The 20,635-nt window shown below is 56.1% G+C and carries 19 protein-coding genes; 7 read left to right on the plus strand and 12 right to left on the minus strand.

Translation table 11 applies throughout. The features are described from left to right. On the minus strand, positions 1-393 hold the full coding sequence (locus GQE98_RS14915; protein WP_161316511.1) for a DoxX family protein: 393 nt from the start codon (positions 391-393) through the stop codon (positions 1-3). 103 nt (positions 394-496) lie between these two features. On the opposite strand from GQE98_RS14915, the gene GQE98_RS14920 reads away from it, so the two are divergent. Beyond that, entirely contained in the window at positions 497-1,390 is an 894-nt protein-coding gene (locus GQE98_RS14920) for a LysR family transcriptional regulator (protein WP_161316512.1), read from the plus strand. Here GQE98_RS14920 and GQE98_RS14925 read toward each other — a convergent pair. From GQE98_RS14925 to GQE98_RS14950, 6 genes are all read right to left on the minus strand, one after another. After that, positions 1,387-1,968: a peroxidase-related enzyme gene (locus tag GQE98_RS14925; protein ID WP_161316513.1), complete on the minus strand. Its 582-nt coding sequence runs from the start codon at positions 1,966-1,968 to the stop codon at positions 1,387-1,389. The genes GQE98_RS14920 and GQE98_RS14925 overlap by 4 nt on opposite strands. Positions 1,969-2,006: 38 nt before the next feature. Continuing rightward, complete coding sequence (aroC, locus tag GQE98_RS14930) at positions 2,007-3,080, minus strand: chorismate synthase (RefSeq protein ID WP_161316514.1); 1,074 nt, start codon at positions 3,078-3,080, stop codon at positions 2,007-2,009. Between the two features lie 25 nt (positions 3,081-3,105). Continuing rightward, positions 3,106-3,915, minus strand: a complete 810-nt coding sequence (gene fabI / locus GQE98_RS14935) for an enoyl-ACP reductase FabI (protein WP_161316515.1) — start codon at positions 3,913-3,915, stop codon at positions 3,106-3,108. 103 nt (positions 3,916-4,018) lie between these two features. After that, positions 4,019-4,915, minus strand: coding sequence for a DnaJ C-terminal domain-containing protein (locus GQE98_RS14940; RefSeq protein ID WP_161316516.1), 897 nt, complete (start codon positions 4,913-4,915; stop codon positions 4,019-4,021). Positions 4,916-5,002: 87 nt separating this feature from the next. After that, a complete protein-coding gene (locus GQE98_RS14945) occupies positions 5,003-6,448 on the minus strand; it encodes a tetratricopeptide repeat protein (RefSeq protein ID WP_161316517.1) in 1,446 nt (481 codons plus the stop codon). Between the two features lie 63 nt (positions 6,449-6,511). Continuing rightward, entirely contained in the window at positions 6,512-6,988 is a 477-nt protein-coding gene (locus GQE98_RS14950) for an RT0821/Lpp0805 family surface protein (protein ID WP_161316518.1), read from the minus strand. A 244-nt stretch (positions 6,989-7,232) separates the two neighbouring features. On the opposite strand from GQE98_RS14950, the gene pdxH reads away from it, so the two are divergent. The 4 genes from pdxH to hemA all read left to right on the plus strand — a co-directional run bounded on the left by pdxH (position 7,233) and on the right by hemA (position 11,146). After that, the gene (gene pdxH, locus GQE98_RS14955) at positions 7,233-7,823 is read left to right on the plus strand and encodes a pyridoxamine 5'-phosphate oxidase (protein WP_161316519.1); all 591 of its coding nucleotides are present in this window, start codon (positions 7,233-7,235) and stop codon (positions 7,821-7,823) included. A 55-nt stretch (positions 7,824-7,878) separates the two neighbouring features. Beyond that, positions 7,879-8,811, plus strand: a complete 933-nt coding sequence (locus GQE98_RS14960; RefSeq protein ID WP_202526332.1) for a cation diffusion facilitator family transporter — start codon at positions 7,879-7,881, stop codon at positions 8,809-8,811. Between the two features lie 80 nt (positions 8,812-8,891). Next, on the plus strand, positions 8,892-9,776 hold the full coding sequence (locus GQE98_RS14965; protein WP_161316520.1) for a universal stress protein: 885 nt from the start codon (positions 8,892-8,894) through the stop codon (positions 9,774-9,776). A gap of 155 nt (positions 9,777-9,931) precedes the next feature. Then, positions 9,932-11,146 carry a 5-aminolevulinate synthase gene (hemA, locus tag GQE98_RS14970; RefSeq protein WP_161316521.1) on the plus strand — a complete coding sequence of 405 codons (1,215 nt, stop codon included), beginning with the start codon at positions 9,932-9,934 and terminating at the stop codon, positions 11,144-11,146. On the opposite strand, the gene GQE98_RS14975 is transcribed toward hemA, so the two are convergent. From GQE98_RS14975 to GQE98_RS14990, 4 genes are all read right to left on the minus strand, one after another. Then, on the minus strand, positions 11,147-11,971 hold the full coding sequence (locus tag GQE98_RS14975; protein WP_161316522.1) for an SDR family oxidoreductase: 825 nt from the start codon (positions 11,969-11,971) through the stop codon (positions 11,147-11,149). Positions 11,972-12,007: 36 nt separating this feature from the next. Further along, a complete protein-coding gene (locus GQE98_RS14980) occupies positions 12,008-12,805 on the minus strand; it encodes an enoyl-CoA hydratase/isomerase family protein (RefSeq protein ID WP_161316523.1) in 798 nt (265 codons plus the stop codon). 48 nt (positions 12,806-12,853) lie between these two features. After that, positions 12,854-13,912: an MBL fold metallo-hydrolase gene (locus tag GQE98_RS14985; RefSeq protein WP_161316524.1), complete on the minus strand. Its 1,059-nt coding sequence runs from the start codon at positions 13,910-13,912 to the stop codon at positions 12,854-12,856. Positions 13,913-14,009: 97 nt separating this feature from the next. After that, positions 14,010-15,809: an acyl-CoA dehydrogenase gene (locus GQE98_RS14990; protein ID WP_161316525.1), complete on the minus strand. Its 1,800-nt coding sequence runs from the start codon at positions 15,807-15,809 to the stop codon at positions 14,010-14,012. A gap of 153 nt (positions 15,810-15,962) precedes the next feature. Here GQE98_RS14990 and GQE98_RS14995 point away from each other — a divergent pair, with 153 nt between their 5' ends. Together GQE98_RS14995 and GQE98_RS15000 are read left to right on the plus strand one after the other, a co-directional pair. Then, positions 15,963-16,931: an L-threonylcarbamoyladenylate synthase gene (locus GQE98_RS14995; RefSeq protein ID WP_161316526.1), complete on the plus strand. Its 969-nt coding sequence runs from the start codon at positions 15,963-15,965 to the stop codon at positions 16,929-16,931. Next, positions 16,928-18,331 carry an FAD-binding oxidoreductase gene (locus tag GQE98_RS15000; protein ID WP_161316527.1) on the plus strand — a complete coding sequence of 468 codons (1,404 nt, stop codon included), beginning with the start codon at positions 16,928-16,930 and terminating at the stop codon, positions 18,329-18,331. The genes GQE98_RS14995 and GQE98_RS15000 overlap by 4 nt, the downstream gene beginning before the upstream one ends. On the opposite strand, the gene GQE98_RS15005 is transcribed toward GQE98_RS15000, so the two are convergent. Continuing rightward, positions 18,323-20,587: an EAL domain-containing protein gene (locus GQE98_RS15005; protein WP_161316528.1), complete on the minus strand. Its 2,265-nt coding sequence runs from the start codon at positions 20,585-20,587 to the stop codon at positions 18,323-18,325. The genes GQE98_RS15000 and GQE98_RS15005 overlap by 9 nt on opposite strands. Between the last annotated feature and the right edge of the window lie 48 nt (positions 20,588-20,635).

Here is a 20,635-nt window from a genome sequence, read left to right on the forward strand (position 1 = left end):
TTACGCCTTCTTTAGCCGGCGATCGACACTGAACGCCCCGGCGCCATTAGCAACGAGAAACAGCAGGCCACCCGTGATGGCGACATTCTTCATGAACATGATCATCTGCATCTGATCATCCGGCTGGAGATGAAAGAGCAGTCCAGACACCAAGGTGAAACCCGCAAGCAGAAAGGCCACGATCCGTGTCTGCCACCCGGCGAGAATGGCAAGGCCGCCGCCCAGCTCCAACAGAATAGCGATCGGGAGCAGAATGCCCGGAACGCCCATGGATTCCATATAGCCGGCCGTGCCGCTATAGCCGGTAATCTTGCTGAAACCTGCCGGTACAAACAGGATCGCGATAAATATACGACCCGCAAGGTCAAATAAAGGGTTCAGTTTCTCTAACATCGACTTCAACTCCACCATCAATCAGGAACAATGTGCAGAATATATGTTCAATTCATAGGATATAAATTGATTAATTTCGGCATTTACTGTCTAAATAATAGACATGTTAACCACGACACTGACCCAATGGCAAATTTTTAACGCCGTCATCGACCATGGAGGCTATCTACAGGCGGCGGAGAAGCTGAACCGCAGCCATTCCTCGCTCCATCACGCTGTGCAGAAACTGCAGGACCAGCTTGGTGTCCAGCTTGTCACCGTCGAGGGCAAGCAGGTCCGGCTTACCCCCATCGGCGAGGTGATGCGGCGGCGGTCTCAACAGCTGATCGAGGATGCCGTAAATCTTGAACGGCTCGCCGAGACAGCACAGCAAGGGTGGGAAACTGAAATTACAGTTGCCGTTGAAGGCATTTACCCGAAAAGCCAGTTGATGGCAGTGCTCTCACAGTTTCACGCGAAGGGTCACGGGACTCGCCTCAAGATCGAAAATGTCTTTCTCAACGGCGCGGTGGAGGCGATCCGAAATGCAGCGGCAGACATGGTCGTCAGCCCGATCGTGCCGTCAGGCTTCCTTGGCACCCCGTTGATGCGTGTGCCCCTCACCCCCTTTGCCGGACAGGGTCATCCCTTGATGACGCAGAACACCCCCATCGAGACGGGCGAGTTGCAGCGACATTTGCAGATTGTCATCAGCGACGGAACCAAATCAGAATTACCGGTCACAATCGGGTGGTTGAAATCGGAGCAGCGCTGGACCGTCAGCGGCTTTTACGAGGCGCGGGACATCCTGCTTTCCGGTATCGGCTTTTGCTGGTTGCCCGCGCATCTGTTGCTTGAGGATATTGAAAGAGGTGAACTCTGCCGCATTAACACGCGCGACAACCTGGAGGCGCTGATACCGCTCAGCCTCGTTATCCCGGCGCCGGAAAAACTCGGCCCGGCGGGCAAGCTTCTCGCCGATCTGTTCCGAAAGGTCCCGGCCGAAAACAGGCCCTAGCGTGCCTGTGAGTGATAGGCCTCGTTCGGCATCATGTCGATGGCCATGGCCATGCGGTTGCTCATGTTGAAGAAGGACACCGTTGCCGAGATATCCCAGATATCGCGATCGGTCCAGCCGGCATCGCGCAGCGCCTGCCGGTCGCTTTCCTCCATCTCGTTCGGCGTCTTGGTCAGCTTATAGGCGAAATCAAGCATGGCGCGCTGCTTCGCGGGCAGTTCCGCCGCGCGGTAGTTCATCACCATCAACTCACCGAGGATCGGGTCGCCCGAAAGCTCCCGCACTGCTGCGCCATGAGCGGTCAGGCAGTAAAAGCACTGATTGACCGAGGAAACCGCGACCGCAATCATCTCCCGCTCCAGCTTGGTCAGGCCGGACTCACCCAGCATCAATTCCCCATACATGTCCGAAAAGGCGCGAAGTTTTGCGTTATCGAAGCTGTAAGCCGCGAGCACATTCGGCACCATACCGAGCTTTTCATCGCATACCGCGAAATATTTTTGCGTCCCTTCATCCAGTTCCTCACGGGCCGGAACCGGAACATCTTTCAGGGCATGAACATATTTAGGCTGGGACATGAGGAAATCTCCTTAAAATTTTCTTGTTGATATTGGGTTTAGCCGTTCTGGCCCCGGTGACGCAAGAGATGATCGGCGAGAACGCAGGCCATCATCGCCTCCCCAACCGGCACACCGCGAATACCAACGCACGGGTCATGACGGCCCTTGGTCTGGATTTCCGTCTCGTTGCCGTTAATATCAATGGTATCGCGCGGCTTGAGGATAGAGGAGGTCGGCTTCACCGCGAAACGCACAACAATGTCCTGTCCCGTTGAGATACCGCCCAGAATACCGCCCGCGTGATTGCTTGAAAACCGCGGGAAGCCTTCATTACCGCTGCGCATTTCATCGGCATTGGTCTCCCCGGTGAGCGCGGCGGCGGAGAATCCGTCACCAATCTCGACACCCTTGACCGCATTGATTGTCATCATCGCCATGGCAAGATCGGAATCGAGTTTACCATAGATCGGGGCACCAAGCCCGGCAGGCACACCCGAGGCCACAACCTCGATCACCGCCCCGACAGAGGATCCGGCCTTGCGGATCGCATCAAGATAGACCGTCCATTCCTCGACAATGCCAGGATCGGGCGACCAGAAGGGGTTGTTGTCAATCTCGGAAAAATCCGCGCGAGTTCGGTCGATCACCCTGTCGCCGATCTGGGTGAGATAGCCCTTGATCTTGACGGAGTCGCCGAGGACTTTCCGCGCAATACCGCCCGCCGCGACCCGCGCCGCTGTCTCGCGCGCGCTGGAGCGGCCGCCACCACGATAATCGCGAATGCCGTATTTGGTCTGGTAGGTATAATCCGCATGACCGGGGCGGAACTTGTCCTTGATATCCCCGTAATCCTTGGAGCGCTGATCGACATTCTCGATCATCAGGCTGATCGGCGTGCCGGTGGTCTTTCCCTCAAACACGCCGGAGAGGATTTTTACCGAGTCGGGCTCCTTCCGCTGGGTCGTGAAGCGCGACTGGCCGGGCTTGCGCCGGTCCATCCAGACCTGCAATTCCTCGGGCGTGACCTCGATCAACGGCGGACAGCCATCAATGACACAGCCAAGCGCCGGGCCATGGCTTTCCCCCCAGGTTGTCACCCGAAAAAGATGACCGAAACTATTGTGAGACATAAGGACTTCCGCCTGAAAAACTTGCTTACTTGGTGATGTCTGGGGCGTCTTCCGCCTTCATGCCGACAACATGATACCCCGCGTCCACATGATGGGTTTCCCCGGAAACACCTGCGCCAAGATCGCTCAGGAGATACAGTGCAGATCCGCCGACATCATCGATGGTGACATTGCGTTTGAGCGGTGAGTTATATTCGTTCCATTTCAGGATATAGCGGAAATCGCCGATTCCGCTCGCCGCGAGAGTCTTGATCGGCCCTGCGGATAGCGCATTTACGCGGATATTATTCTTGCCCATTTCGACAGCGAGATAGCGGGTTGCCGCCTCAAGTCCGGCCTTGGCAACGCCCATGACGTTATAATGCGGGATCACCCGCTCCGCCCCGTAATAGGTCAGTGTCACCATGCTGCCGCCATCGGTCATCAATTCCGCAGCGCGCTTGGCCAGCGCAATGAAGGAAAAGCAGGAAATCTCCATTGTCATGTTGAAGTTATCGCGCGTCGTGTCGGAAAAATTGCCCCGCAGCTGGGTCTTGTCGGAAAAACCAATGGCATGGACGAAAAAATCAATCTTGCCCCATTTTTCTTTCAGCGCGGCAAAAACGGCATCCATGGAGGCATCATCGGTCACGTCACATTCGAGCACCGTATCAGACCCTACGCTTTCCGCGAGTGGAACCACACGTTTTCCAAGCGCTTCGCCCTGATAGGTGAACGCGATTTCTGCGCCATGCTCATGCAGCGCTTGAGCAATACCCCACGCCAGCGAATGATTATTGGCCACCCCCATAATGAGGCCCCTCTTACCAGCCATCAAACCCTTGTGCTGCGTCATACGCGCCCCCTAACTACATTAAACGAAATCTAATTGTTCTATCTTTTTTATAGCGCTTGTGTGAGGCAGTCAAAAGACTTATGCCCCGGCGCGGTATATACGACTATTTCGACTTCAATTTGGAGCGAGCGTCATAGGCGTGCTTTTCTGCCCATTTCGTCACCCAATCCTGAAGTTCTTTATCCTGCTCGTCAGGCAAAACGACTTTCAGACTGACCATCTGGTCCCCGCGCGCGCCACCCTTCGGGCCCGCGATGCCCTTGCCTTTCAGGCGTAGCTTGGTCCCCGTATTCGATCCGGGCGGGACTTTGAGGTTAACCGTGCCATCCACCGTCGGCACCTTGACCGTCGCCCCCAGCACCGCCTCGGGCAAACTGATGGGAAGCTCGATCAGGACATTCATTCCGTCACGGCGAAAGAAGCTGTGCGGCTTGACCGTGACATTGATCATGATGTCTCCGGCCGGACCGCCAGCGGTCCCGGGCTCACCCTGCCCGCGCAGGCGGATCTGCTGTCCGTCGGTCACCCCGGCAGGAATGGCCACGTCAAGCGTCCGGCCGCCGTCGCCCATGGTCAGGCGCCGTTTGCCACCGAGGGCCGCTTCCATAAAGTCGATCTCGATCGCGAATTTCCGGTCGCGCCCCTTTTCGGGCACACGGCCGCGAAAACCGCCACCGCGAAAATTACCGAAAATCTCGGAGAAAATATCTTCCGCGCCGCCACCGCCGAACCCCGCGGAGGAGGACCCCCGCTGCCCATGGAATCCGGCCATTTTTTCCTGGCCCGATTCATCGATTTCGCCGCGGTCATAGCGTGCGCGCAATTTTTCATCGCCCAGAATTTGATAGGCGGCGGAAATTTCCTTGAATTTTTCTTCAACCTTGATGTCGCCCGGGTTCGCGTCCGGGTGGTGTTTCTTGGCCAGCTTGCGATAAGCGGATTTGATTTCCTGCTGGCTTGCACCTTTTGAGATACCAAGAATACTGTATAAATTTTTCATCCGTTGCCATGCTGGACGCACAAAACGTCCCTTACTTCAATAAATCCCATCGAAACCAGTATATAAAACTTTTCTCTTAGAATTTAACTAATTCGCCCGATCAATCTGCCTTTTTTCGAGATGCGTCAAGGAATTTTCCAGACTGGCAAGCGCGACCGCCGCCTCACTGGAGCCATTGTTTCTGGCCTTTTCCCACCAATAATAGGCCCGCACCCGGTCCACCGGAACGGCCATGCCGGCATTAAACAGGGAGCCAAGGCGATACTGGGCCTCTGCATTCCCCTCCGCGGCCAATTGCGCCCAGATACTGAGCGATTGCTGATACTGCTTGAGTGTATAGGCCAGATCCGCCATTTCCAGCTTCTCCGCAGCGCTGAGACCCGTTCCGGCAAGCGCCGCGGCGGTGATCACGGGTTCCGCTTTTGGTATTGTTGGGGCGGGTATGGCCGCAACCTTGACCGGTTCAATCGGCACGGCCGCCACTTCAGGCTTCAAGGCCGGCTTTGGCGCAGCGACTGTTTGTGTCTGTGGTTTTGGTGCTTTACCCGGTGCGGAGTCTTGTGCTTTTTCTGTTGCCGCTGGCGAAACCTCGGCTACCAATGGTGCGGATAGGGCCTCTTTAACTGCCGGGTCGGTGGTGGTAACAGTTGACGCCGTTGCTGCTGCAGTCTCTCCTTCCTGCTGTTTCCTGACCAGGGAGCGAAGAGCCTCATAAAACCCTGCTTTCTGAACGGTTTTTGATGACGTGCCAGCAGGTGGCGTTGCCTCTACTTTCTCTGGCGCCTCTGCTTTCTCTGGAGCTTGTGCTTTGTTCGGGACCTGCACAACGGTTATGGTATCGCTCGGCTCGTCTTGGGGGGCTGCGACGACGCTACTCTGAGCCAGTGCGACCGGTTCGGCCTGTTGAGTCTTCGCCTCTGCCTCAGCCTTCTCACCGTCAGTGGATTGAGGAAGCGGTCCGCCAGAATCCTCACTCGCCGTCTCAACGGGCTGGTTTTTGATAATAAGGGCCAGTTCCGCCGCTTTTTTCTGCGCCCCGGGATGCCCGGCCTTGGCCGCGAGGGCAAACCAGCCGAGGGCCCTTTCCTCATTCTTCTCAACACCGAGCCCGTTTTCCAGCAGAAGGGCCAAATTATACTGGGAGACAACATGGCCCTGCTGTGCCGCGCGAGCGAACCAGTTGGCGGCCTGGGCATAGTCCTTTTCCACCCCTTCCCCCGCCAGATACATCCCCGCGACATTTGCTTGTGCCCGGTCGAAACCGATTGTTGCCGCGCGTTTGTACCAAGTCATTGCCTTGGGGAAATCCTGTGCGACACCAAGACCGCGCCGGTACATATGGCCGATGTTGCGCATTGCCGCCGGGTCATTATTCTTTGCCAGCGGCAGCCATTCATTGAACGCGGCCGTATAGTCCCCGGCTTCATAGGCCGTGACGCCGTCATTAAAATCCGCCCGGACAGTCGGGCTTGTCCAAAGTGTGACAAGCACCGCCGCCGACAGGGCAACCGTGAATAGCTCAATTCGTCTCATTGAATAACGTTGTTCGGCCCGGTCCAAGTTGATTTCGCGAAGACGCGGGCCGCCTTCCACCCCTTATTTCATAATCTGCCAGGAACCATCAGGCTGCCGACAGGCAGTTCCATAACCTTTTTCAAGCTTCCCGCCAACTTCAATCGTTTGCTGGAATTCCCGGCAATAACGGCCATCCATATGATTACCATCGCGTACCGGCGTAATTGTGCCAGAATTTCCACTCTGCGGATTATTCCAGGCAATCGTCTGGCCCATCGGCGCGGTTGTCGCCTGCTTCTCGGCCCGGTCAATCTGCGCGCGATCCGCGGCGTCAAGAGTTTTACCGACCTCACTACCGATCATCGCACCGGCAAGCGTACCAACGCCAACGGCGACAAGCTGGCCCGTGCCTTTACCAAACATGGACCCCAGCAGCGCACCGCCGATACCGCCGATAACAGCGCCACCTGTTGTTTTGGGCGCGTTCTGGCTCGCGCAGCCCGCCAGTGTAAGCACTGCCGTCATTGCCGTAACCAAAAGTAGTTTTGATTTCTGCATTTTTAAAATCCTTGTCATCGTGTAAATTCTCACCTGACAACATGTCAGAATATTCCCTTCCCTACTATATAGGGTTAGGACGCACTTTTATACCAATAGGCCCATCACAATTAATTTCAAATGCTTTCGGATAGACCTATCTTACTTTAAACGTCGCCGGTCGACAATTCCGTCGCGGCGCATTAAGTTTGGCGATAAATTGCGGCAATGCAGTGGCATACAGTAACATAACGAGCATCCAAAAATGACTGTGAAAAACTTTAGCGACCTCCTGACAGAGTTTCAGGAATGGATGGCGGAAGCCGAGAAAAGCGAGCCCAACGACCCGACCGCCATGGCGCTGGCAACTGCCGACGCGGAAGGCTACCCGTCGGTTCGCATGGTCCTCCTCAAGGGGGTGGATGATCGCGGATTCGTCTTCTACACGAATTTCGGCAGCCAGAAGGGCCGAGAATTGCTCGCCAACCCGCGCGCCGGGCTGTGTTTTCACTGGAAATCCCTGCGCCGCAGCATCCGTGTTCAGGGAACCGTCGAAAAGGTGACAGATGCCGAGGCCGACGCCTATTTCGACAGCCGGCCGCGCGATAGCCGTATCGGCGCCTGGGCCAGCCAACAGTCCCGCCCGATGGAGGGGCGCTTTACGCTGGAGGCGGAAGTTGCGAAATATGCTGCAAAATATGCCATCGGGGCCATACCGCGACCCGATTACTGGTCCGGGTTTCGGATAATACCGGAGCGTATCGAATTCTGGCGCGACCGCCCGTTCCGGCTGCATGAACGGCGGCGTTACGAAAAAGGCCCCGAAGGTTGGACAGAAAGTGTCCTTTTCCCGTAATATCGATGAATGGCGCTTCGTGCATCAAACAGGCAAACATAGGACGTAACCCACTGTGACCGCAGACTCGGACAAAGTATTCGTGCAAAATGGTGATGCCGAGAATGGGCGGCTGATGAAAAAGGCAACCTATGCCGCGGTCGGTATCGCGCTTCTCCTGATCGCGATCAAGAGCTATGCCTATTTCGCCACCAATTCGGTCGCGATGCTCTCAACACTGGTCGATTCCATGCTCGATCTCGGTGCCTCCGCCATCAATCTTATCGCGGTACGCCAGTCTCTTGTTCCTGCTGACCGAGATCACCGTTTCGGCCATGGCAAGGCGGAGGCTCTGGCCGGGCTCTTTCAATCAGCGATCATTACCGGATCGGCCGTCTTCCTCCTGTTTCAGGCCGGGGAACGCCTGATCAACCCGAAAACAGTTTATGCGGGGGATGTCGGAATCATCGTCATGGTGGTCTCCATCGTGCTGACCCTCGTTCTCGTCCTCTATCAGCGAAATGTGATCCGCAAGACGAACTCCGTGGCAATTTCCGCCGATTCCCTGCATTATGTCGGCGACGTACTGATCAATGGCGGCGTGATTTTAGCTCTGATCCTGGACACCTTCTTCCACCTCCGTTTTGCCGATGGCCTGTTCGGCATCTTGATCGCCCTGATCCTGTTGGTCAGCGCCTGGAAAATCATTCGCACCTCCTTTGCCGACCTGATGGATGAGGAGCTTGGCGATGAGGAGCGGGAAAATATCAAGACTATCGTCCTGCAACAGCCCGGTGTGCTTGGCATTCATGACCTGCGCACCCGCCGCTCCGGTCAGCAGGTATTCATACAGATGCATATTGATATGGATGGCGGCATCAGCCTGCATGACGCGCACACCATTTCGGACGCCGTCGAGGCCCGCCTGATGGCTGAATATCCTGAGTCAGAAGCCATTGTCCACCAGGACCCTATCCGTGTTAATGACGTCCCGGAGACGTTGAATTAAAGGCCCTTACCTACAAAACCCTTTATGATTTAGGGTCTTAGTGTTACATTTAAGTGAATCTTCACAGGCTGAGGTATTCAATGCATTTTAAAAATATACTTGTCCCAGTTTCCGGTGCGAAAAACGACAGCGATGCCAAGGCGCTCGAAAGTGCGTTCAATCTCGCCATTCGTTTCGGTGCCCACGTCAACACCCTTCATATCAAGATCGACCCACGGTCGGCCGCCGCCTTTGTTGGCGAAGGGATGACGTCGACCATGATCGAGAGCGTGATCGAGATGGCGGAGAAGGACGGGGAAGAGCGACGACAGCGTGCGAGAGAGCTGTTCAAGGATATTTCAGGCCGCATGGGAGTGCCGGTCATACATGATATCATGGACCGGCCATCTGGCGATGGTGCGTCCACCCGCTTCGTCGAAAAACAGGGAAATAGTGAAGATACATTACATAGTTACGGCCGTTTGTTCGACCTGATTGTGATCTGCAAACAGGAAGGTGAGGAACAGATCAACAACTCACTGCTGATCAATGCGGCGCTGCGCGAAACGGGGCGTCCCGTCCTGTTGCTGGACAAGGCCCTGCCGAAGGATGTCGGCAAACGGGTTGCCTTTGCCTGGAACGGATCGGTGGAATCGGCCCGCGCCCTCTCCTACTCCCTGCCACTTTTACAGACTGCTGAAAAAGTCATGCTGATTTCCGCCGTCGATGACCTGGACGAGGATATCCATCCTGAAGCAGTGCAACGTTATCTGACCATGTACGGAGTGCATGCGGACCGCTGCGAGATTACCGGGTCTAACGGCAAGTCAACGGCCGAATCGATACTTTCTGCAGCCGGTAAATGCAATGCCGACCTTCTGGTGATGGGTGCCTATACCCGCAGCCGCCTGCGCCGCCTTTTCTTTGGCGCCGTGACCGAGGAAGTGCTGAATAACTGCCCCATTCCGGTCCTGATGGCCCACTAGAGAGTGATTGGTTGAGAGAGAGACAGGATCAACACTGATCACATGGCCGCGATCACCGTCGTATTGCGACCATTTGTCCCTTGTCACGGAACGGTCGAAAACTGTAATTAGTAACTCGCAATTTGATTGGTACCAATACAGCTTGAGGTCGGAAGATGGATTACGAGAGCATATTCGAGCAGGCAATAGCCGCTCTGAAAAACGAAAAACGCTATCGCGTCTTTACCGAACTCGGCCGTCATGCCGGAGACTTCCCCCGGGCGACCCGCTTTCTCGACGACGGCACCACACAGGATATCACCATCTGGTGTTCCAATGATTATCTCGGCATGGGCCAGCATCCGGATGTGCTCAAGGCCATCAAGGACGCAACGGACCAATTCGGCGCCGGTGCTGGCGGAACGCGGAATATCTCCGGCAATACCCGCCTGATCTGCGAGCTGGAACGGGAGCTGGCCGACCTGCACGGGAAAGAGTCAGCACTCGTGTTCACCTCCGGCTTTGTCTCCAATGATGCGACCCTCTCCACCCTCGGCAAGCTGCTGCCCGGATGCGTGATCCTCTCCGATGAACTCAACCATGCCTCCATGATCGACGGCGTGCGTCATTCGGGCTGTGAGAAGCGGATATTCCGTCACAACGATGTGCAGGATCTGGAAGACAAGTTGAAGACCATCGATCCGAGCCGTCCGAAGGTCATCGCCTTTGAATCGGTCTATTCCATGGATGGGGATATCTCCCCGATCAAGGAATTCTGTGATCTCGCCGATAAATACAACGCCATGACCTATCTTGACGAAGTGCATGCGGTTGGCCTCTATGGCCCCTGTGGCGGCGGTGTCGCGGAGCGCGAGGGGTTGATGCATCGCATCGATATTATCGAGGGAACCCTTGGCAAGGCCTTTGGCGTGGTTGGCGGCTTTATCACCGCGAGCAAGAATATTGTCGATGCCATCCGTTCCTATGCGTCGGGCTTCATCTTCACGACGACCCTGTCACCGGTGATGTCCGCCGGGGCACTGGCGAGCGTCCGTCACCTGAAATCAAGCCAGGTCGAGCGTGACCAGCATCAGGAACGTGCGGCCACCCTGAAAAGCCTGCTGACCGAGGCGGGCCTGCCTGTCCTTCCCTCCGTTACCCATATTGTGCCTCTGATGGTTTATGATGCGGAGCTGTGCAAGCAGGCGAGCGATATGCTGCTCGATGACTACGGCCTCTATATCCAGCCGATCAACTACCCCACGGTTGCGCGCGGACAGGAACGCCTGCGCATCACACCGTCGCCGTTTCATGACGATGCCATGATGGCCGAGCTTGTCAGTGCATTAAAGAACGTCTGGAGCCGACTGGACTTGCGTCAGGCCGCCTGATCAGACAAAAAAGTCGGGGAGAAGGTCTTTCTCCTCCACCCCCTCGAAGCGATACTGCGCAAAATCCGTAACCCCGGCTTCTTTCAGTATCTCATCATCGATACAGAAATTCCCGGTGAAGTCGCGGGATGGTTTGGTCAGGATGAAATGCGCCGCATCGGCCATGATCGTATCCTTGCGGCATTTGGTGCGCACATCCGGCCCGCCGATTAAATCCATCGCCGCCGTTGCAACCGCCGTGCGGGGCCAAAGTGCGTTAAAGGCAATGCCCGCCTTCCTGAACTCTTCCGCCATCCCAAGGACACAGAGACTCATGCCATATTTTGCCATGCTGTAGGCAACATGGGGCGAGAACCAGTGCGCCTCGAAATTAAGCGGCGGGGACAGGTTCAGTACATGCGGGTTTTCAGCTCTTTTAAGATGAGGGATCGCCTTCTGGGAACAGAGGAAAGTCCCACGGATATTAACCTGATGCATCAGGTCATAGCGCTTCATCGGGGTTTCCAATGTCCCTGTCAGGCTGATGGCGGACGCATTATTGACGAGAATATCAATCCCGCCGAAGGTATCTACCGCCTTCTTTATCGCTGTATCGACCCCCTCCTCGTCGCGTACATCGACAACGAGAGGGAGCGCCTTCCCGCCCGCCTCCTCGATCTCGGTGGCGGCGGAAAAGATAGTGCCTTTCAGCTTTGCATGGGGTTCGGCGGTTTTGGCGGCGATGACAACATTTGCGCCATCGGCGGCGGCACGCTTGCCGATGGCAAGACCGATGCCCCGACTTGCTCCCGTGATGAAAAGTGTTTTTCCCTTCAGATCCGCCATAACCGTCTCCCTGTTCTGCTTCAGAACCGGAGCCCGTTAGTTGCCTTTATAATCGGGCTTCCGCTTCTCTTTAAAGGCTGTTACGCCCTCGACCCAATCATTGCTGGACGCACAGTAGGCAAAGCCTTGCGCCTCGAGCGAGAGCTGTTCTTCCAGACTATTCCCGAGTGAGGCATTAAGCAACTGCTTCGTCCGGCCGAGAGCCACTGTCGGGCCATTGGCAAGCCGTTTGGCAAGCTTTGCCGTTTCCGCTCCTAATTCCTCAGTCGGAACCACAAAATTGATGAGGCCGAGATCCTTGGCCTCTGCCGCCTTGATCCGGTCGCCGAGCATGGCAATTTCCATTGCCTTCTTCAGCCCGACAATCCGGGGCAGCATGTAGGAGCCAGAGCCATCCGGCGTTGTGCCGATCCCGATATAGGCGAGCGTGACAAAGGCATCTTCCGAGGCAATCACCATATCGCAGGCCATCATTAGCGACAGGCCGAAACCCGCCGCACCGCCGCGCACGCTGGCGATAATCGGCTTTGGCATCCGTGTCATCGTGAAAATCGTCGGATGCAGGGTATGGATACGCTTTTCAAATACTTTACGGCGCTCTTCCGGGTCCATCTTCGCATATTCATTGAAGGATTTCACATCACCGCCAGCCTGGAAATGCTCCCCTTCGCCGCGCAGGATAATACAGCGAACGCTGTCATCATTCTCCATATCGACAAAGGCGTCATACAAAGCTGAACGCATTTCCATCGACAGGGCGTTGCGTGCTTCCGGCCGGTTCAGGGTAATCGTCGCAATACCGTCTTTCATTTCAATCAGAAGATCTTTTGTCATATCCTTGTTTCCTTTATTGTTTTTGTTATTTGCCTAAGTTTTCATTCTTCAGGCGACGGCCTTATAGCGCGCGCCGCTTTTCTGGAACTTCCAGATGCCATCCTCTCCGATCACACGCTCCAACTTGCCTTTAACGACAAGATAATGGCAATGGGCCAGCCCTTCGGCAATGCCCAACCCCTTGTCTTTCTCATTCAGCTCCCTGTCAAACAGTACAGGCAACAGGTCCATCGCCGACTGCGGCGTATCGCAAGCCAGAATTAACCGGTTAAGCCTATCTTCATGGTGTGATTGATAGAAATCAAGCTGGTTATGCAGGCCGTAAAATACATCATTATGGGCCGGCAGAACCAGAGTATCTCTCGGCAATTGTTTAAATATTTCAATGGAGTCCATGAATTTCTTCAAGGGATTGGCGAACGGTTCTGCCGGATAAACGCCGATATGCGGCGTGATCCGCGGCAGCACCTGGTCACCGGAAATCAGGATTCCATCCGATGCGGAATAGAGGCAGGCATGCTCGGGTGAATGACCCGTGCCGACAATCACCTGCCAGTCGCGCTTGCCAATCGTGATACTGTCGCCATCCTCGATCCGGTTGAAGCCCATGGGCACCTGTGACATGGCCTGGCGGAAGTTGTTAAAGCCGCGATCGCGGACCTTTTCCAGCATCGCCTCGCTGAATCCCACAGATCGATAGAAATCGATCACATAGTCCGGCGTTTCCTCCTGCGCCTCCAGATAGAGCATGCGGCCAAAGGTCCATTCGCCAAAAGTCATGGTCAGCGGAATCTTCCATTTATAGGTGACCCAGCCCGCCTGTCCCATATGATCGGGATGAAAATGGGTGCAAAGCATTCGGGTGATCGGCTTGCCTTTGAGATATTTCTCATAAATATTACGCCAATGGTCACGGATCTCGCCGGTATTGAGGCCGGAATCCACCATGGTCCAGCCATCCTCATCCTCGATCAGGTAGAGGTTGATATAATCGAGGCCGGGGATCGGGATCGGCATGCGCACCCAGAGAATCCCCTCGCTGACTTCCAGAACCTCGCCATCACCGGGGCGAGTGTCGAAGGGATAGGTTATTTCGTTATACGTCATACAGTACTCGTTCTAATGGCGGCTGGGCGGGACGCCTGCCGCTCTTGTTATTCTATTTTATGTTTACGTAAACGTTAGTGTCAAATCGCCCACCCGCTTAAGCCGAGAGCAATTCCTCGTCAATCGCAAACAGGGTGTCCGCACCTGCAGTGACCGGCCCAAGCAGCGCGGTCGCCGTCGGCAGGATCTGGCCCATGAAAAAGCGGGCGGTGACGATCTTCGATTTCAGGAAGTCCGTATCGGTCGCTCCGTCATTCAGCATCGCCCGCGCTTTCAAGGCCGAGCGACCCAGAAGATGCGCCCCAACGGTGGTCGCGAACATACGAAGATAGGGCGTTGCCCCGGCTGGCGCCGCGTGCGGATCATTCGGTGCATTGCCATAGAGCCAGTCAGTTGCCTCCTTCAGCGCCGTAACCGCGAGATTGAGCTGCATCGACATCGCCGTCATCTCGTCCCCCGCCTCGGCGAGCGCCTTTACCGTCTCCTGCATATCAGCGAACATGTTCTTCACCGGCTCCCCGCCCTGCAGGCCGAGCTTGCGGCCCACCAGATCGAGCGCCTGAATGCCGTTCGTCCCCTCATAAATCGGCAGGATGCGGGCGTCGCGATAATATTGCCCGACACCGGTTTCCTCGATAAAGCCCATGCCGCCATGCACCTGCACCGCGAGGGAGGCCATCTCCACCCCAAGATCGGTGCACCAGCCTTTTGAGAGCGGCGTCAAGAGTTCGGCCATCCCCATGGCTTTCGTCCGTGCGTCCTCATCCGGGCCATGATGCGCCCGGTCAAGACAGGCACCGTTCAGATAAATCAGGCAGCGCATAGCCTCGATATTCGCGCGCATGGTCATCAGCATCCGACGTACATCCGCATGATGGATAATCGGGGTCATTTCGCCTTTTGGCATGCCGGGGGCCTGCCCCTGCTTGCGATCGCGGGCATACTCAACCGCCTGCTGATAGGCGCGCTCGGCGATCGCGAGACCCTGCGTTCCCACACCGAGGCGGGCACTGTTCATCATCGTGAACATGCAGGCCATGCCCTTGTTCTCCGCTCCAAGAAGATAACCGACGCAATTACCGTTATCGCCGTAGGACATCACCGCCGTCGGGCTTGCATGAATGCCGATTTTCTCTTCCAGAGAGACGCATTTAAGGTCGTTCCGCTCCCCAAGCGTGCCATCGTCATTGACGAGATATTTCGGCACGATAAAGAGCGAGATACCGCGCGTTCCGGCAGGCGCACCGGGCGTCCGGGCCAGCACCAGATGAATGATATTCTCGCTCATCTCATGGTCGCCATAGGTGATGAAGATTTTCTGCCCCGAAATCCGCCAGCTACCGTCTTCTGCCGGTTCCGCCTTGCTACGCAGCGCGCCAACGTCCGATCCGGCCTGGGATTCAGTCAGGTTCATGGTCGCCGCCCATTCCCCACTCACCAGCTTTTTGAGGTATTTATCCTGCTGTTCCTTCGTGCCATGGGCAATGATGCTCTCGATCGCGCCCTGTGTGAGCAACGGGCAAAGCGCAAAGCCGAGGTTGGCGGAATTCCACATTTCAACCGTCGCCAGAGCGACTGCGCTCGGCAGTCCGCCGCCATCATATTCCTCCGGGGCGGAAATCCCGTTCCAGCCCCCTTCGACAAACCCGGCATAAGCATCAACCCAGCCATCCGGCGTTGTCACCACCCCATCCTTGACATGAGAGCCCTGCATATCGCCCGACTTATTCAGCGGCGAGAGGGCATTGGAAGCAAACTTTCCAGCCTCTTCCAGAACCGCATCCACAACATCCGATTCCGCATGCTCATAACCGTCCAGTTTGGACAGGGATGCAAGATCGGCAATATTATCCAGAACAAAGCGCATATCTTTGAGGGGGGCGCTATATTCAGCCATGGAGATACCTCTTATAAAATGGTTATTCTTACCTTTAGGATGTTATGACATATCCCGCGATGAGAAAAAAGACTTTCACGCATGGGAAAGCCTATCGACGGAGAGACGCAATCGGGTAAACTCCCGCCAGCAAAAAACAGAAACTGACAAGTAATGAGAATATTTAAAACGGACAAGGAAGACTTGCAAGAGGCCGCGGAGAATATCCGCGCGGGCCGCCTTGTCGCCTTCGCAACGGAAACAGTCTATGGCCTGGGGGCGGATGCAACGAATGATCACGCGGTCGCCTCGATATATGAAGCCAAGGGCCGGCCGAGCTTTAACCCGCTGATTATCCATGTCCCCTCCCTCGCGAAAGCGAAGGAGTATGTCACGTTTAACGACGTGGCGGAACGGCTCGCCGCCAGCTTTTGGCCGGGCGCCCTCACCCTCGTCTTGCCGCGCGTGGAAAACTGTCCCGTCTCCCGGCTCGCGAGCGCGGGGTTAGAAACATTGGCGATCCGCGTGCCGGGGCATAAACTCGCGCTTGAGTTCCTGCATGCCTGCGACCGTCCCCTCGCCGCGCCGAGTGCTAACCCGTCCGGCGGGATCAGCCCGACCAAGGCGCAGCATGTCATTGACGGACTTGAAGGTAAAATCGCAGGCGTACTCGATGGCGGGCCCTGCCCTGTTGGAGTGGAAAGCACGGTGGTGGGTTTTTCCGAGGCCGGCAAGCCTGTGCTCCTCCGGCCTGGCGGCATCACCCGCGAAGCACTGGAATCAGCCGTCGGTCCGGTCCTCACCCATGACGCCGACGGCACCACGCCGAGCCCGGGAATGCTGCTCAGCCACTATGCACCCAACGCGACGGTGCGGCTCAATGCGACAACGAAAGAACCCGGCGAAGCCTATCTCGCCTTCGGGCGAGACTATGATACCATTGCCGATGTGAATTTGAGTGTAAACGGCGACCTGACCGAGGCAACGGCGCTTCTCTTCTCGGCACTGCATTTCCTCGACGAGATGAAGTTTGAGAGGATCGCTGTCGGCCCGATCCCGGAGATTGGTCTCGGCGTCGCCATCAATGACCGGCTGCGCCGTGCAGCAGCCCCAAAAGAAAATAAGGAAGCGGTAGGCACATGACAATCATAGAAAAAATGAAAGCCATCGTCGGCGAAAAACATGTCATCACCGATGAATCCGATATGCAGGGCTTCGTCGTCGAGTGGCGCGACAAGTTCGTTGGCCGTGCCCGCGCTGTGGTGCAACCGAAGACAACGGAGGAAGTCGCCGCCGTCGTGAAACTCTGCGCCGAGACAAAAACCCCGCTGGTCCCGCAGGCCGGGAACACCAGCCTCGTCGGTGGTTCCATCCCGTTCACCGGCGGGGACGAGATTATCCTTTCCGTCGCGCGGATGAACAGCGTGCGCGAGATTGACCGGCTGAACGGCACGCTTACCGTTGATGCGGGCTGCATTCTCGCTAATCTGCAGACGACCGCGGAAGAGAACGGCTTTATCTTCCCGCTCCGCATCGGATCCGAAGGAAGCTGCCAGATCGGCGGCAACATCTCCACCAACGCGGGCGGCGTGCAGGTGCTCCATTATGGCAATACCCGCGAGCAGGTGCTCGGCCTTGAGGTTGTGCTCCCCGATGGCCAGATCTGGGACGGCCTCACGGGCCTGCGTAAAGACAACACCGGATACGACATCAAGCAACTTTTCATCGGCGCGGAAGGTACCCTCGGGATTGTCACTGGCGCAGTTGTAAAGATGTATCCCAAACCGAAGTATCAGCAGGTGGCGCTCGCCGCCGTGCCGTCTGTTGAGGCGGCAATTGAGTTCCTGAGCCTTGCCCGTGCGATGAGCGGCGATCAGGTGACGGCGATCGAGCTGATCTCCCGCTACTGCGTCGATATGGTGATGCGGCATGTGCCGGATTTCACCGACCCGATGCCCGCGCGCTATGACTGGCATATTCTGGTCGAGCTTTCTTCCAGCGCAACACCGGAGCTGAAGGAGCTGATGGAGAGCATTCTCGAGGCGGCCTTCGAGAAAGAAATTGTGCTGGATGCGGTAGTGCCTGCGAGCGAGGCACAGCAGCAGCATCTGTGGCGCCTGCGCGAGGAAATCTCGGCCGCGCAGAAGCCCGAGGGCGGCAGCATCAAGCATGATATCTCCGTTCCCGTTTCGCGCTTTGCCGATTTCATCCGCGAGGCCGATGTCGCCGTCGGCAAGATTATCCCGACGTTCCGCACTGTCGTCTTCGGGCATATCGGCGATGGCAATGTGCATTACAATCCAATGCAGCCCGAGGATATGGGCCGCGAGGAATATCTCTCCCACTGGGAGGAGGTAAGCCGCGCCGTCCATGATATTGCGGTCAGCATGCGTGGCTCGATCAGTGCCGAGCATGGCATAGGGCGGCTCAAGGCGGACGACCTTGTGCATTACAAGCCGGCAATCGAGATTGACCTGATGCGGCGGATCAAGAAGGCGTTCGACCCCGACGGGATCATGAACCCCGGAAAACTGTTAAAATAGGCTTGTCTGAGCGAAGCCAGAGCGGCCTGTATCGCGGATAAAGGGCAATACCTTTTCCGCCGCAACCGGTCGTGAGAAGTGGAAGCCCTGCGCCATATGGCATTGGGCGGACCAGAGAAATTCCACCTGCGCCATGGTCTCAACCCCTTCCGCCAGCACCTTCATCCCGAGGCTCCGTCCGAGCGAGATAACCGTTCGGGCGATCGCTGCATCATCGTCATTTTCCGAAAGGCCATCGATAAAGGCTTTGTCGATCTTGAGCGCCGAGACAGGAAGCTGGCGCAGATAGCTTAAGCTGGAATAACCTGTGCCGAAATCATCAATGGCGAAGCTGACGCCAAGTTCGCGCAGCTCGCGGAAATTCTGCAAGGTCTGTTCCGGGTTTTCCATGATCACACCCTCGGTGACCTCAAGTTCCAGAAGACCCGGCCGACAGCCGGTGTCCGCCAGCGTCTTCTTGATCAGCTCGACAAAATCATCATTCTTGAAAATCGAGAGGGACAAGTTGACCGCGACCCGAAAATCTTCCGGCCCCTGATCCAGCCATGCTTTTCGCTGGTGACAGGCCTCATACAAAACCCATTCACTGATCGGCGCAATCAGGCCGGAACTTTCCGCGACGGGAATAAATTCATCCGGTGAAACGAAATGCCCGTCTTCCCGTTGCCAGCGGATCAGGGCTTCCACCCCGATGACCCCACCACTCTGCAGGTCGATTTGCGGTTGATAGTTGAGCGACAGGTCCTTACGGCCAATCCCCGCCTTGAGCGCATTATTCATCTCAACCCGGGCGTTAATATCATTGGCGATGGTGTTGTTATAAAAACAGAAGTAGGAGCCGTTCTGCACCTTGAGATTAGCGAGCGCAATATTCGTATTACGCCAGAGCGATGTCGCGTTATCGGCATCTCCCGGATAGAGCGCGAGGCCGATCCGCGGGCTGATATGCGGCATATTATCCCGGTTTGTCGTTCCAGACTCGAACAGGCTGTAAATGGTTTTCGGGATCTGCCGCAGGTCCGTGTTGCGCGTATACGGCAGGCACAGGCCAAATCCGTTCCCCGATGTCCGCGCAATTGACACCGCGCCGGGAAAAATAACCACCAACTGTTCGGAAACAAACTGCAACAACTCGTCTCCGGCGTCATGACCAAGCGCTATATTGAGCTCAGGCAGATGCTCCAGCGTGAACTGAACCACCACGAAACGATGCTTGTCCGGCTTGGCGACCTGTTCGATATGGGCCTGCACTTCGGTGCGGAACTTCGCCCGGCTGTCAAGGCCAGTCAGGCTGTCGTTAAAGGCGAGCCGCTTGATCTCCTCAAACATATCGGCATTTTCAAGGCCGAGCGTGATATTGGCGCAAATCAGCTCTATCTGCCGCATTTCCAGGAAAGTGAGCGGCATCCTGTTTTCCAGCACAACAACCCCCTTCAGCTTGTCGTCCCGGCAGATACAGAGAATACTCTCGTTCAGGTTAAATATGTTTTCCCGGCGAACAGAGGCGCCAAGGATCATCTCAAACAATTCTTCGCTGACGATATCCGACACCCGCTGCTTGTTTGCCGTCACATAGCGGCCCTTGCCTGCCGTAACGGAAAGTTCGCCTGAGTGTTCGTTGGGAATGGCGAAAAAGCAATCTTCCACATTTTTGCAGATGACCTGAAGCTGTGTCAGGATGGTCAGGCAGAAATCCTCAACCGAGCGGACATCATACAGCTCTTTGGTGATGTCCAAAATGGTCTGCAGGGACTTCTTGCTGTCCTCTTCAGAGATCAGCCGCTCATAGGATTGCAGGGCAATGGTCAGGCTGGTGAACAGCTTGGGCATGTTGATTACGGAAACATCGCGGTAGTCGCTGACGTCATACTCAAGAAACAGGTTCTGTGTTTCATCCGGCGTTACCGACTCTCCCAGCAGGACCACCCGCAGGGCCTTGTTGTGCTGCTCTTCGCGCATATGGCGCACCAGGGCAAGGCCGCTCTCCCCCTTCTCACCGGAAACGTCAAGAATCAGCACTGCAATATCGGGATGTTCCTCCAACATCTTTCTTGCCGCTAACGCCGTTTCCGCAATCAGGAAAACCACCGGCACAGGGCCGAACACAAAATTATCGAGGGAGCCATAGGAATTATCATTTTTAGGAATGCTTATGGAGACAAGCAGTACTTTCCTTGCCGTCGCCTGGTTTATCTGGCGGGCATTTCTTGCTACCGACAGCGCCGGCATCGGATTTTCAACTGATTGAATTATCATACCGATATTTACGCTTACTATCTCCAGTGGCGGACATAGTGAGTCAAA

The organism is Sneathiella litorea, assembly GCF_009882915.1.
GTDB classification, from domain to species: domain Bacteria; phylum Pseudomonadota; class Alphaproteobacteria; order Sneathiellales; family Sneathiellaceae; genus Sneathiella; species Sneathiella litorea.

What these genes read in the sequence shown, in the direction of transcription:
- GQE98_RS14995 (WP_161316526.1), top strand. Translation starts at nt 15,963, where the DNA reads ATGAGAATATTTAAAACGGACAAGGAAGACTTGCAAGAGGCCGCGGAG.
- GQE98_RS14945 (WP_161316517.1), bottom strand. Translation starts at nt 6,448, where the DNA reads ATGAGACGAATTGAGCTATTCACGGTTGCCCTGTCGGCGGCGGTGCTT.
- GQE98_RS14975 (WP_161316522.1), bottom strand. Translation starts at nt 11,971, where the DNA reads ATGGCGGATCTGAAGGGAAAAACACTTTTCATCACGGGAGCAAGTCGG.
- GQE98_RS14915 (WP_161316511.1), bottom strand. Translation starts at nt 393, where the DNA reads ATGTTAGAGAAACTGAACCCTTTATTTGACCTTGCGGGTCGTATATTT.
- GQE98_RS15000 (WP_161316527.1), top strand. Translation starts at nt 16,928, where the DNA reads ATGACAATCATAGAAAAAATGAAAGCCATCGTCGGCGAAAAACATGTC.
- GQE98_RS14985 (WP_161316524.1), bottom strand. Translation starts at nt 13,912, where the DNA reads ATGACGTATAACGAAATAACCTATCCCTTCGACACTCGCCCCGGTGAT.
- fabI (WP_161316515.1), bottom strand. Translation starts at nt 3,915, where the DNA reads ATGACGCAGCACAAGGGTTTGATGGCTGGTAAGAGGGGCCTCATTATG.
- pdxH (WP_161316519.1), top strand. Translation starts at nt 7,233, where the DNA reads ATGACTGTGAAAAACTTTAGCGACCTCCTGACAGAGTTTCAGGAATGG.
- GQE98_RS15005 (WP_161316528.1), bottom strand. Translation starts at nt 20,587, where the DNA reads ATGATAATTCAATCAGTTGAAAATCCGATGCCGGCGCTGTCGGTAGCA.
- aroC (WP_161316514.1), bottom strand. Translation starts at nt 3,080, where the DNA reads ATGTCTCACAATAGTTTCGGTCATCTTTTTCGGGTGACAACCTGGGGG.
- GQE98_RS14925 (WP_161316513.1), bottom strand. Translation starts at nt 1,968, where the DNA reads ATGTCCCAGCCTAAATATGTTCATGCCCTGAAAGATGTTCCGGTTCCG.
- GQE98_RS14980 (WP_161316523.1), bottom strand. Translation starts at nt 12,805, where the DNA reads ATGACAAAAGATCTTCTGATTGAAATGAAAGACGGTATTGCGACGATT.
- GQE98_RS14920 (WP_161316512.1), top strand. Translation starts at nt 497, where the DNA reads ATGTTAACCACGACACTGACCCAATGGCAAATTTTTAACGCCGTCATC.
- GQE98_RS14990 (WP_161316525.1), bottom strand. Translation starts at nt 15,809, where the DNA reads ATGGCTGAATATAGCGCCCCCCTCAAAGATATGCGCTTTGTTCTGGAT.
- GQE98_RS14950 (WP_161316518.1), bottom strand. Translation starts at nt 6,988, where the DNA reads ATGCAGAAATCAAAACTACTTTTGGTTACGGCAATGACGGCAGTGCTT.
- GQE98_RS14965 (WP_161316520.1), top strand. Translation starts at nt 8,892, where the DNA reads ATGCATTTTAAAAATATACTTGTCCCAGTTTCCGGTGCGAAAAACGAC.
- GQE98_RS14940 (WP_161316516.1), bottom strand. Translation starts at nt 4,915, where the DNA reads ATGAAAAATTTATACAGTATTCTTGGTATCTCAAAAGGTGCAAGCCAG.
- hemA (WP_161316521.1), top strand. Translation starts at nt 9,932, where the DNA reads ATGGATTACGAGAGCATATTCGAGCAGGCAATAGCCGCTCTGAAAAAC.